Source organism: Bacillus sp. FSL W8-0640 (assembly GCF_038007725.1).
Classification (GTDB): domain Bacteria; phylum Bacillota; class Bacilli; order Bacillales; family Bacillaceae_G; genus Bacillus_A; species Bacillus_A cereus.
Map to the genome: position 1 here is coordinate 896,845 of NZ_JBBOXT010000001.1, position 12,022 is coordinate 908,866.

Here is a 12,022-nt window from a genome sequence, read left to right on the forward strand (position 1 = left end):
AGTACAATAGTAATGAAATATCCATATAGCTTTGAAGTACTTACCAATGGAAAACTAGTTATGAGGCTTCCTCAAGAAATTAAACTTATGGAGACTTTTTTAGGCGTTGAAGTTTCTGCGTTTGGAGATTGGATTTTAGAAGAAATACATAGTGTTTTAAATGGGAAAGAAAATTACGTAGTAGTAAATGGAAACATTTGTGGTTTAGAAATTCGGAAAGATACAACTACTGTCCTAGACAATTTGGCTGAAGATGGTAAGGGAGATTTTTGTGAGATAGAAACGATTGAATTAGTAGATTTAATTCATATTTGGCAAGATAAACAAAAAGAATTTAAAAAAGGAAAAAATAAAGAATTGAAATAATAGATAGAGCTGACTTCTTATAGAGGTCAGCTCTATCTATTATTTCATATTTCTCCATTATCTCAGGTTTTAAAGTCTTTTTTCCTAAATAATTATCAGCAATAGTCATTGCAAAAGAATCTAAAGGTATTTAGATATGATGATGGGTGGAGAGATAGTTCGCATGAATTTTGGTGTAATCCATTTAGTGGATTAAGAATTCGTTTACAGGAAGAGATTGCTATTGTATCTGATTTTATAGAAAATTTATATGAAGTGGATGAATATATAAAGATTTTAGACGATGCTGTAGAAGGGAAATATCTCGATTTTGAATTAGAATATAATGCTGCAGTAGTAAATTCTAATAGTCCGTGGAAATGGAGATAGATTAGTGGTGGAGAAAAATTAACAGCTCCCCAAAAAGCTATTATTAAGCAGGTTGCTATTGAGAAAGGTTTAATACCTGATGTTCCTATGAAATTAGGTACACAATATCCTGATTTTAAGAAAGCTGGTTTAATTATTAAATCGGATGAGTTACCAGAGGAAATGTGGTTGGCAAGTGACAAACAACAATTTAAATGGTTAGATGCCAGGTAAAATGGAATTAGTACCATTTGGAATACATAATAGCATATTTCATAAAGGTGGGCGGAGTGAAGGACATTGGTCTTATAGATCTAAAGGTAGGTAAAGAAATGGAGGAATTAAAATGAAGATTAAAAATGGTAGTGAACTTCAATCACCAAATGATGAATTAATTGAATCATTTGAGGAATATTGTGAGATAAAATTACCAAATGATTTTATAGATTTTTTGAAAAAATATAATGGCTCTATTCCAATTACTAATGTTTTTTCACATGAAAAAAACGAACTTTTAATTGAACGTTTCTTATGTTTGTTGGAGGACCCAGAAGATGATGATGAAAATGGTTGGTATGATATAGAGGTTGTATTATCTGATATCGATACTCGTTTAACGGATGATGAAGATTTAACAGGGATAAATGTTATTCCATTTGCTGTTTTATTCGCAGGTGATTTTCTTTGTTTAGATTTTAGAGAAAAGGAAATACCATCTGTTGTGGTATGGTATCATGAAGAATCAGAAGAGTTGAATCCGGTAACTAGTGAAGTTGCAGATAATTTTAGTGAGTTTTTAAGTATGTTAAAAGAATAATGTAAGAAAAATAATTAAATTTTATTTATGGGTTTGAATTTTTATTAAAGTTTTTTTGCTTTTAATATTTTAATTAAAAAAGAAGACTAATATTTGCTTTTTAATAGGTTGATATATATTTTAAAGAAATTAAAGGAGAAATGTATCAAGGATATTATCCTTTTCTTCTTTATTGATACCAATGTATTTAAGTGTAAATTGTGGGCGATATAGATTGTTATAAATCCTAGGAAACAGCAATTACAATACACTCTATTTCGTGGGGTATTTGGCATCGTATGTTCAGTAGGATTATTAGTTATAACCCAAAAGTTTGCATATGGAATGTTAGGATTACAAACTCCCATCTATTTTATTTTTTCGGTTGGTTTATATATTTTTGCTTTGAATTATTATTATAAGAATCATATTAAAAAACTTCAGGAATCAATCAAAAAATCAAAATCATCGAAAAAAAACTCTGGTTTTGGAGTAGTGGCTTTTGTAGGATTGGGTCAACTCATTGCTAATATCAGTCTTGGTTTTGCAACACAAAAGATGGTAGCAATTGTATTAATGTGTGTATACTCCATGCTTTCGTTTATGTTGTTTCATTTCATTATGGAACTCCATAGGTACTATTATTTAAGGAAGCATATAGAAGATGGGGGTAGAACACATGAAACCATTTAAAGAGTCTGTATTGAATTTTAAGTATATAATCGTGGTTCTCCTATAGTCAGTAAAGAATGCGGAAAAGAAAAGGGAGAAGCAACATCATGAATATAGAATTACATTTAGATAAAGCAAGGATAGGGAATTATGCAATTTTTTAAAGAAAAGTTTTTACCAAATGGCTCTATTGTTCTCTTAAAAGGAGGGACAAAAAAGGTTGTAATTTACGGAAGAAAACAACTACTTATGGTTGAAGAACCTGTATAACTACATAGGCTGTTTTTATTCAGAAGGATTATAAAACTAATCCACTTAACGAGGGTAGAACAGCTCCTAAGATTGTTGACAAGGGTACTTTTGATAAAAATGAATTTGAAGGTATTGCATACGAATTACCTGACCCCACTAGTCGGTGGTTAGTAGAATATGGACGAAATGCTAAACTTATTAAGTAAGAGAGGAGAACGAGTTAAATGATTAAGCCTTTATACGCCGAAAATATTATAGTGGGTGTAAAATATAAAAATAAGCTCAATTGGTATATAACTGAATCAGATTTATGGTGTTTAGATTATAATCAAGCTGGTTATCCTCCTAGTGAATATCCAGAAGAAAGAAAAGGCATTAGTATTTTAAATGAGACTACAATAGCTAACTTTTTAGAAAGAATAGAAAAATATAAAAGATTTACAGAAGATATTAGGTTAGAATTTTTAAGAGAACTAAGAACTAATAGAGAAGAAGCCTATTATGATTATAATCCATGTTTCCTAATAGATTTTGAGCGTTTAACTTTTTATTCTAATTATCCGGAATCAATATCTTTTGAAGAATATATTCCGAATAACTGGAGAGGTTATTTACAGCGATTTGATGAACAAGTACCCTATGAATATAGATACTGGGAAGATAAGAATAAAAGCTATTTAGTTAGAGAGGATTAGGTCATTGAAGAAAATAAATTAATTATGATAAAAGAAACATTTAAGAATGAAGAAATTGGTGGTGTAAAAGTAGCAGCTATTGCAGCTGGATCGGGGCAGTTAATTGCTAATATAATTCTTAGCATTGCAACACAACAGATGGGTGCGATTGTATTTATGTGTGCATGCACAGTGTTTTCGTTTGGTTTGTTTTATATGATTATAGAACTCCATAAGTATTATTATTTACGGAAGCATATAGAAGATGGAGGGAAAATACGTATAGGCTTTTAAAGAGAATTTGTTGCATTTCAAGTATATAATCGCATTCTTCTTATGGAAGCCATTCACGAGGCTTATAGCAATAAAAGATGTATAAGTGGAAGATTATATTGTGGTAAAACATCTGAAGGAATGGAAATTAGGTTTGTTCTTATTAATGATAAGATTATAGCTGTTTATCCCGTGTATTAAAGAATGTGAGGTACTCAAAAATGAAAGTAACTAATCAGCCCATAGTTAAAAATGTAAGAAAATATAGAGGTAATTGCTAAGAAGCACTCCCCCTAAGTTTCAGATGAAATTAAATGATTGAATATTTACATTTAAATAATCGACTATTTATGCTTTAATATTTATATGTACATAATTGGGATAATTAGGGATTTAAATTTAATATGTTTTAAGAAAGGGGAATGTTTTTTATATGGAAACTCCAGAAAATCAATTTAAACGTGCGCTTAATCCTTGGTTCTCCATTTGGACAAAACCACGTGATACAATGAAAGAAATTTTTATATCCAAACCAAAGAATGTGTTTTTACTCATTTTACTAGGCTCATTCGTACAGACTTTAGATCGAGCATCTTCTAAAAATATGGCGGATTCAATAAGTAGTCCAGTTTCATTAATCTCAATGGTTATATTCGGTACCTTCGTTGCCTTCTTAATTTATTATTTTTTGCTACCAGCGTTATTTAATTGGGTGGCAAAAAAACTTGGTGGACAAGGTACCTTTGAAAAAACACGTTACTCAGTTGCCTATTCTTATATCCCTTACGTTTACTCTCTTATATTAGTTTGGGTGCCTTCATTTTTCTTGTTTGGGATAGAAAACTTTACGAGTGAGACACCGAAAATGGAGAGTAGCATAACTTTAACGATTTTGTTTCTTATTTTTGCCATAATTGATATAGTTATTGGAATTTGGACAATCATTATTTCCTTAAAATGTTTAGGAGAAGCACACCAATTTTCAGCATGGAAAGCATTATTAACAATAATAATATCCTTTATGATTATCATTCTTCCTTTGGTAATAATAGTATTTCTTATAGTAGGGGTTACAACTTTTTAATCATTTATTTGCCTCTTATTTATCCAAATGTTTTCTACGCGCTGTTAGTAATTGTTACAGGGTGAACAACCACATGATTCGGATGTTCCACTTGGCGAAGCGTATGACCTATATGATCAAATTGATCGCCCGTTTTACGGCCTGTTCTTCTTATTATTAGTGTTAACAGGAATTTGTGAAGGCAAACTTGAAAATCAAATATTAAACTATTAAAACCTTAGGAGAGCTGAGTAGATTGTCTTTGTTCGTCTCTTATTTTCCAATTGGAGGCTAATTATTACCAATTGGTTCTGTAGCTCTTATAGAAGAAATTAATCAACCTCTTATGATTTATGGAAGAAAGCAACAACAAGCTGATAATAAATTATGCGATTATGTTTCTTGTCCATATCCTCATGGTAATTTATCAAAAGAATATAATGTGTTTTTTAATCATAATCAAATAATTCATTTATTATTTAAGGGTTTCGAAACAGAGGATGAATTAGAATTAAGAAGTGAATTATCTGAGTTTTAGTGAAAATGGAGAAAATATAATATGGTTTTAGGAATTTCATATTCTGATATTTTTCATATCATAATTATTGTTTTGGTTTTTTTCATTTTTTGGAGATTGAATACTTGGTATAATAAAAAATATAATGTTCCTAAGGTTTTTCAATGGTTTCCTAGAAGATGGGGAAAAAGAAAAGTTTCAGAGCATTTGTCTCAACTAGATAAAAAGTTAGAAGCTGAAGGTAAAGGTATCTGGGTTACAATCTATGCTATAGATTTGTACATTGTAACTATTCCTTGTACAGTAAAAAAATATAAATCTTAATACATATATGTGTATAAAAAAGACCTTTTATTTTAAAATAAAAGGTCTTTTTTATGATGATTGAAATAGTAATTTTAAGTGAATTAAATTTGAAATGTATCAAGAATATTATCTTTTTCTTCTTTGTTAATTCCAATATATTCCATATGGATGTGTGGTGTGCTATGATTAAGAATTTCTTGTAACATAGCAACATCTTTTGTTTGTTTATAGAACCAATAGCCGAAGGTTTTTCGCATGGTGTGAGTACCAATGGATTCTACATTGGCAAAATCTCCGGCTTTTTGCAATTGTCGATAATACGTGTTTTTTCGTCATACAAAAACCCCTACATATAAGTAGAGGTTTTTAAATTATATCTTAATGAATTATGCCTTCTTAGATAAAGTAAATCGAGTTCAGATAAACGAAGATTATAGAATACATCATTTTAACTAGATTTATTATTAACTAATGTATCCCCACTACCAAGCTCCGCCTCAATTTGCGAAGTCTTCGATGACTCATCCATACGCCAATACGTAATAAAGCTGATTGCGATACATCCAGCTACATAAAAGTAGAATAGTGATTCCATCCCAATACTCTTTAGCCATAATGCGATGAACTCAGCTGTTCCGCCAAATATCGCAACTGTTAGTGCATATGGTAAACCTACGCCAAGTGCGCGAATTTCAGTTGGGAAGAGTTCTGCTTTTACAATTGCGTTAATGGAAGTGTAACCAGTAACGATAATGAGACCGACCATCATGAGTAAAAATGCTACGATTGGTTCTGTCGTTTTTTCCATGAAGAAGAAGATCGGCGCTGTTAGTAATGTTCCGAGAATACCGAAAGCCATTAATAGTGGGCGTCGTCCGATTTTATCGGATAGTAGCCCTGCAATCGGTTGAAGTACGACGAAAATAAGTAGTGCGACAAAGTTAATCCAGCTTACAACTTCTTTCGGAAGGCCGACTGTGTTTACCATGAACTTTTGTAAATATGTTGTGTACGTATAAAATGCAACAGTGCCTCCTAATGTTAGGCCGACTACTGTTAATACTGCTTTCGGGTGTTTCATAAGTGCACGAACGGTTCCTGCGCTTTCGCGTTTTTGTGATTTTATGTTTGAGAACTGCTCCGACTCATCCATCGTGCGGCGAAGCCATAATACAGCTACTGCGCCCATCGCTCCAATAATGAATGGAATACGCCATCCCCAAGCTTTCATATCTGGTTCGCTTAGTAATTGCTGAAGAACAATTTGAACACCTAACGCAACCATCTGTCCAGCAACGAGGGTTACATATTGGAAACTTGAATAAAAACCACGGCGTCCACTACTAGCCATTTCAGATAAATACGTTGCGGAAGTTCCATACTCTCCGCCGAGTGACAACCCTTGAAGTAAACGAGCAAGAACTAAAATAATAGGGGCCATAATACCGATACTTTCGTAACTCGGTGTACAGGCAATAATTAAAGAACCACCGGCCATAACTGTAATGGAAAGCGTTAATGCTGCCCGGCGTCCGTGCCGATCCGCATAGCGTCCCATTAATAAACTTCCGATAGGGCGCATTAAAAATCCAACTGCGAAAATAGCTGCTGTGTTCAGTAACTGACTCGTTGGATCTCCTTTAGGAAAGAACTCTGCTGAAAAATAAACGGCGAAAGCAGAGTAAACGTACCAGTCGTACCATTCAATTAAATTACCGACAGAACCTTTAAAGATATTGCCGGCGACTCGGTTTGATTTTACTTGAGCCATACTAATTCCTCCTCTTGCTTATAAATAAAATGATAATTATGAAAGCGTGTTCATCATAGTTGAATTGTACTGTCTGTAGAATAAAATCTCAATATTATGACAATTTTATTCTTTTTGTACTTTATGTACATGGAGAGTTTTAATAGTTGCTTCCTTATTCGTTTTGTCATAATAATAGAAAAAGGAGATTGATAGTTTAGAATATTTTATCAAAGGATATGAAGTATGAAGAAATCACGCAAAGTGTCATTGCAAACGAAAATAGTAAGCTTAATTATTACGTTAATTTTATTTGTTGTTCTCCTATTAGCGGGAATATTTGTTTACATTCAGTCCGTTGATACGAAGCACCAAGTGGAACAGTTAGCGCTGCAAACAGCTAAATCTCTTTCTTTTATGCCAGCTATAAAAGAGGCTTTTCAAAATAACGAACATAAAAGTACTATCCAATCCATTGCGGAACAAGTTCGTGAGCAAGCTGGTGTGGATTATGTAATTGTGGAAGATCGCTATGGGGTTATGTATTCCCATTCTAATTCTGAGTTGATTGGAACAAAGAGTAACAACCCGTATAACTATGAAGCACTCACTTTTGGTGGTTATTATACGCTCGAAGGGAATGGTACAAGCGGTCCAGCTTTAATGGCGAAAGCACCTATTATTGTTCATAACGGAGATTACGATCAAGTAGTAGGCGTTGTGACAGTAGAGTTTTTAATAAAAGGCATTGAATCTAACATATTGAGTAGAACGAAAGAAATTATCCTCTTCTCCTTAGCGGTATTAATAGCCGGCATTGTTGGTGGAATTCTTTTAGCGCGTAGCATTCGTAAAGATACACTTGGTTTAGAGCCGAATGAAATTGCAGCGTTATACCGGGAGCGAAGTGCGATATTACTATCTATAAAAGAAGGAATTATCGCCATTGATCAAAATGGTTTTATTACGATGATGAACACCTCGGCAGAAGAAATGCTTCATGTACATGATAATTATATGCAGCAGCACATTTCAAAAGTTTTACCAGAATTTCATATGGAAAGAGTGCTAGAAAACGATCAAGAAATTGCGTTTCAAGATAAAGTGTTTATTTTAAACATGACGCCGATACTCGAAAATAACAGTACGGTAGGTGTTGTATGTAGTTTTAGAGATAAAACAGAACTGCAAAATCTAGTGAACACAATATCAGAGGTAAGAAAGTATTCAGAGGACTTACGTGCTCAAACGCATGAATTTACAAATAAACTTTTCGTTTTATCAGGATTACTTCAGTTAGGGCATTACAAAGAAGCAATTGAATTTATCCAGCAAGAATCTAATATTCATCAAAGCCAAAATCATATTTTATTCCATCAAATTCACGATGCGAAAGTACAAGCTATTTTATTAGGAAAACTCGCAACAGCTTCTGAAAAGAAAATCGATTTTCATATTGAAGGAGATAGCGCGCTTCATCCGTTACCAGACCATATAAAGGTTTCGCATCTTATTACGATTCTTGGAAACATAATCGACAATGCATTTGATGCGGTGAATGAACGAGAGGAAAAGAGTGTTTCCTTCTTTGTTACGGATATTGGACACGATATTGTATTTGAAGTGATAGATAGCGGGATAGGGATACCGGCAGAAAAAATAACGACCATTTTTCAAAAAGGATTTTCAACGAAAGGAACTGATCGTGGTTACGGGCTAGCAAACGTGAAAGAAATGGTAGATCTACTAGGGGGAACAATTGAAATTCAAAACGAGAAAAATGGGGGAGCTATTTTTACAATTTACCTTCCGAAAACATTGAAAGAGAGTACATAACAAACAGGGGGATGGACATATGTTGAAGGTTGCAATTGCAGAAGATGATTTCCGCGTCGCACAAATTCAAGAGGAATTTTTATTAAAAATAAAGGATGTAAAAGTGATCGGAAAAGCATTGAACGCGAAAGAAACGATGGAACTACTACAAAAGGAAGAAATCGATTTACTTCTATTAGATAACTATTTACCAGACGGAATTGGCACAGACTTATTACCGAAAATTCATGCAGACTTTCCAAACGTTGACGTCATTATGGTTACTGCGGCAAATGAAAATCATATGTTAGAAAAAGCAATTCGAAATGGCGTAAGCAACTACCTTATAAAACCGGTCACGTTAGAAAAATTCGTTCGCACAATTGAAGACTATAAAAGAAAGAAACAATTATTACATAGTAACAATGAAGTGAATCAAGCACTCATCGATAATTTCTTCGGGACTTCGCAAACACAAGACATAAAAAACTTACCGACAGGTGTGGATCCGTTAACACTACAAAAAGTGAAGGGGATTATAAAAGGGTTCGAAGAGGGCATTACAATAGAAGAAATGGGAGAACAAATGGGTGCCTCCAGAACAACCGCAAGAAGATATTTAGAATACTTAGTAGCGACCGGCGAATGCACAGTAGAGTACACATACGGCATTATCGGACGACCAGAACGAAAGTACCGAATAGGACGAGGACTATGAAAAAACGATTATTACTATGTATGTGGATCATGATAGGAGTAATAGCTGGTTGTTCCTCGGAAAAATCCCATATGAATAAAGTGAACATCGACAAAGTAGAAATCGTTGCGCCGAACGTTCAAGGAGCAGGCTGGGACTTAACAGCACGGGCGATGCAAAAAACACTAACAGAAGAAAAAATCTTCATAAAACCAATCACTGTTACAAACAAAGTAGGTGGCAGCGGTGACGTCGGATGGAAATATACGAAACAAAAAGGCGGTCACGTACTGGCGATTAACTCAAGCTTACTCATAACGAACAACCTACTAGGACACAGTAAACTAACATATAAAGACTTCACACCGCTCGCAACACTTGCATCGGACTGGGAAGTCGTTGTTGTATCAAAAGACTCAAACATAGAAAATGCAAATGAACTAATGGAACAACTAAAACAAGACAAGAAAAACTTCAAAATCGGCGTTGCCCCAGGCCTAGGAAACGACGATCACCTATCCTTCGTACAAATAAGCAAAGCATTTGGCATAAACCCTGCCGAACTACAATTCTTCGTCTACGAAAACAAAGAAAAAATCATAAATGCCCTAACGAACAAACAAATAGGCGCCGCAACCATGACCCTATCCGAAGCCGAAAAACAATACAAAGCCGGCAAAATAAAAATACTAGCCGTATCCGCACCAAAACGACTAGACCGCCTACCAGAAATCCCAACATGGAAAGAACAAGGAATCAACGTCATCTTCCAACACTGGAAAGGAATTATGGGCCCGAAAGATATGACGGAGGAAGAGGTTGCTTATTGGGATGGTGTTATTAAGAGGATGGTGGAGAGTGATAGTTGGAAGGGGGTTTTGAGGGAGCGGGGTTGGGAGGGTTTTTATAAGGGGAGTGGGGAGACTAGGGGGTTTTTGGAGGAGAGATATGATTGGTATGGGGGTATAGTTGGTGGAACTAAAGTTGATGAGTAAATTTAGCAACCTCAACTCATGAAATATTGATATCATTCTTAGAATGTTTATTTAGAATTTTAAATAGAGAGTATTTAGTTCAATAAGTTTTTATATATGTTTTTCCTTTTATAATAATAATAAATTATTATGGTTTTATAGTTTAAGATAGAAAGGGAAATCTAAAGAGGAGTATAATTGAACTGAATGATAAAACATTAAAGGTGTAGGACGGGGGAATTATGATGATACATACTTTAGTAAGGGGACAAAAGATAGACGTCACAAAGAATCATCCAGAGATGAAAGGATTATTGGTAGATTTAACTTGGAATGCCCCGATGAATATGGGTGTAGATGCATCAGCTTTTTTAGTAGGTTTTAATGGGAAAATTACTAAAGAAGAGGATTTCGTTTTTTATGGACAATCTTATTCTAGTTGTCGATCTGTTCAATTAAATCAAAATATCACAAATGGAAGTAAACAAAGATTTTCGATAGATTTTACTCATATAAAAGATGAGGTACAAAAGGTTGTATTTTCGATTACAATTCATAATGCTGAAGAGAAGAAACAGGCGCTACGAGATGTTTCCCATATTCAATTGAAAATAAACAACGCACAATCAGGATTAGAAATTATTCATTTTCCTATCACGTATCCATTTACAGATGAAAGTGCCATTATTGTTGGAGAGCTATATCGACATGGAGGAGGATGGAAGTTCAATCCTATTGGAGCTGGCTATTTTGGTGGGTTAGCTGCATTGTGTACAAATTTTGGAATAGAAATCGCAGAGGATGAAAAACAATTTGTTCCTCCTGTAGAGAAGAAAATAGTTCCTACTCCGCCTCCAGTACAAAAAACTATTAATGCAGTGAAGGTTGAATTAAAGAAAAAACAATCTATAAATATACAAAAATCTAAAATGGTAACAGCTACTTTAGAATGGGAAACAAATAAAGATTTAGACTTATACTGTTTTTACGTAACAACTAATGGAGAAATAGGAAAGGTTTATTATAAAAATCTAGGTTCGTCTAAAGTGTCGCCGTATATTGTGTTGGACGGTGATTCGCAAGAACCAGGAAAAGAAACAATTCGTATTTATCGACCAGAAGCTTTAAAATATGTTTTATTTGCTGCGTATAGTGCTGTCGGCAATGGGGTAGGTAGTTTTTATTCTATGAGGGCTAAGGCTGTTGTCGATAATCATATAGGAAGCGTTGTAACAGCACCGTTATTAGAAATAAATGACCATGCTTATTGGGTGTGTATTGCTCATATTGATTTCACGAATTCAAATGAGATGAAAATTTCACATGTAGAAAGTTACTCAAAAGACCATTCAGAGGCTTCACCACTGTTGTACGAGAACGGGAAATTCCGAATGGATGTAGGGCCGATTGAATTTAAAAATGAAGAGGACTATCAGAAGTATTTTAAATAATAGAGTATAAAATCATACATCATATTGTATGATTTTTCTTTTATACATAGTTTGGTAAAATAGTAGTA

At 33.9% G+C, this 12,022-nt stretch carries 14 protein-coding genes and 6 pseudogenes; 17 read left to right on the top strand and 3 right to left on the bottom strand.

Translation table 11 applies throughout. The features are described 5' to 3' along the window. The first annotated feature begins 12 nt into the window (after positions 1-12). The 5 genes and pseudogenes from N2V80_RS04645 to N2V80_RS04665 all read left to right on the top strand — a co-directional run bounded on the left by N2V80_RS04645 (position 13) and on the right by N2V80_RS04665 (position 1,531). Positions 13-366, top strand: a complete 354-nt coding sequence (locus tag N2V80_RS04645; RefSeq protein WP_000877046.1) for a type II toxin-antitoxin system toxin — start codon at positions 13-15, stop codon at positions 364-366. Positions 367-474: 108 nt separating this feature from the next. Further along, positions 475-705 (top strand): annotated as a pseudogene (locus N2V80_RS04650) (hypothetical protein); the annotation flags it as partial. Positions 706-822: 117 nt separating this feature from the next. Further along, the gene (locus N2V80_RS04655) at positions 823-948 is read left to right on the top strand and encodes a hypothetical protein (protein WP_002025382.1); all 126 of its coding nucleotides are present in this window, start codon (positions 823-825) and stop codon (positions 946-948) included. A gap of 1 nt (position 949) precedes the next feature. Continuing rightward, positions 950-1,042 (top strand): HNH endonuclease, encoded by a 93-nt coding sequence (locus N2V80_RS04660; protein ID WP_088351714.1) that lies wholly within the window; start codon positions 950-952, stop codon positions 1,040-1,042. 18 nt (positions 1,043-1,060) lie between these two features. Next, positions 1,061-1,531 (top strand): SMI1/KNR4 family protein, encoded by a 471-nt coding sequence (locus N2V80_RS04665; RefSeq protein WP_000694781.1) that lies wholly within the window; start codon positions 1,061-1,063, stop codon positions 1,529-1,531. A 129-nt stretch (positions 1,532-1,660) separates the two neighbouring features. Here N2V80_RS04665 and N2V80_RS04670 read toward each other — a convergent pair. Then, positions 1,661-1,735: pseudogene (locus N2V80_RS04670) on the bottom strand (integrase); the annotation flags it as partial. On the opposite strand from N2V80_RS04670, the pseudogene N2V80_RS04675 reads away from it, so the two are divergent. The 8 genes and pseudogenes from N2V80_RS04675 to N2V80_RS04710 form a co-directional block, all read left to right on the top strand. Continuing rightward, positions 1,727-2,203 (top strand): annotated as a pseudogene (locus N2V80_RS04675) (hypothetical protein); the annotation flags it as partial. The pseudogenes N2V80_RS04670 and N2V80_RS04675 sit on opposite strands and share 9 nt — an antisense overlap. Positions 2,204-2,332: 129 nt before the next feature. Next, a pseudogene (locus N2V80_RS04680) lies at positions 2,333-2,480 on the top strand (DUF4176 domain-containing protein); the annotation flags it as partial. Positions 2,481-2,658: 178 nt separating this feature from the next. After that, positions 2,659-3,129: a hypothetical protein gene (locus N2V80_RS04685; protein ID WP_000595043.1), complete on the top strand. Its 471-nt coding sequence runs from the start codon at positions 2,659-2,661 to the stop codon at positions 3,127-3,129. A 54-nt stretch (positions 3,130-3,183) separates the two neighbouring features. After that, positions 3,184-3,402 (top strand): annotated as a pseudogene (locus N2V80_RS04690) (hypothetical protein); the annotation flags it as partial. Positions 3,403-3,814: 412 nt separating this feature from the next. After that, the gene (locus tag N2V80_RS04695; protein ID WP_000449722.1) at positions 3,815-4,465 is read left to right on the top strand and encodes a Yip1 family protein; all 651 of its coding nucleotides are present in this window, start codon (positions 3,815-3,817) and stop codon (positions 4,463-4,465) included. Between the two features lie 51 nt (positions 4,466-4,516). Continuing rightward, entirely contained in the window at positions 4,517-4,678 is a 162-nt protein-coding gene (locus N2V80_RS04700; RefSeq protein WP_043328555.1) for a hypothetical protein, read from the top strand. Between the two features lie 112 nt (positions 4,679-4,790). Beyond that, complete coding sequence (locus N2V80_RS04705; RefSeq protein WP_061655033.1) at positions 4,791-4,982, top strand: DUF4176 domain-containing protein; 192 nt, start codon at positions 4,791-4,793, stop codon at positions 4,980-4,982. Positions 4,983-5,003: 21 nt separating this feature from the next. Then, positions 5,004-5,285 (top strand): hypothetical protein, encoded by a 282-nt coding sequence (locus N2V80_RS04710; RefSeq protein ID WP_000242737.1) that lies wholly within the window; start codon positions 5,004-5,006, stop codon positions 5,283-5,285. Between the two features lie 83 nt (positions 5,286-5,368). Here N2V80_RS04710 and N2V80_RS04715 read toward each other — a convergent pair. Continuing rightward, positions 5,369-5,584, bottom strand: a pseudogene (locus N2V80_RS04715) (tyrosine-type recombinase/integrase); the annotation flags it as partial. A gap of 131 nt (positions 5,585-5,715) precedes the next feature. Further along, complete coding sequence (locus tag N2V80_RS04720) at positions 5,716-7,038, bottom strand: MFS transporter (RefSeq protein WP_061655035.1); 1,323 nt, start codon at positions 7,036-7,038, stop codon at positions 5,716-5,718. Positions 7,039-7,263: 225 nt separating this feature from the next. Here N2V80_RS04720 and N2V80_RS04725 point away from each other — a divergent pair, with 225 nt between their 5' ends. The 4 genes from N2V80_RS04725 (at position 7,264) to N2V80_RS04740 (ending at position 11,954) form a co-directional block, all read left to right on the top strand. Beyond that, entirely contained in the window at positions 7,264-8,853 is a 1,590-nt protein-coding gene (locus N2V80_RS04725; RefSeq protein ID WP_061655038.1) for an ATP-binding protein, read from the top strand. 19 nt (positions 8,854-8,872) lie between these two features. Further along, complete coding sequence (locus N2V80_RS04730) at positions 8,873-9,550, top strand: response regulator (protein WP_061655039.1); 678 nt, start codon at positions 8,873-8,875, stop codon at positions 9,548-9,550. Next, on the top strand, positions 9,547-10,524 hold the full coding sequence (locus N2V80_RS04735) for a tripartite tricarboxylate transporter substrate binding protein (protein WP_061655041.1): 978 nt from the start codon (positions 9,547-9,549) through the stop codon (positions 10,522-10,524). Before N2V80_RS04730 ends, N2V80_RS04735 begins: the two co-directional genes overlap by 4 nt. Positions 10,525-10,748: 224 nt before the next feature. Continuing rightward, positions 10,749-11,954 carry a TerD family protein gene (locus N2V80_RS04740; protein WP_061655042.1) on the top strand — a complete coding sequence of 402 codons (1,206 nt, stop codon included), beginning with the start codon at positions 10,749-10,751 and terminating at the stop codon, positions 11,952-11,954. Positions 11,955-12,022: the final 68 nt, after the last annotated feature.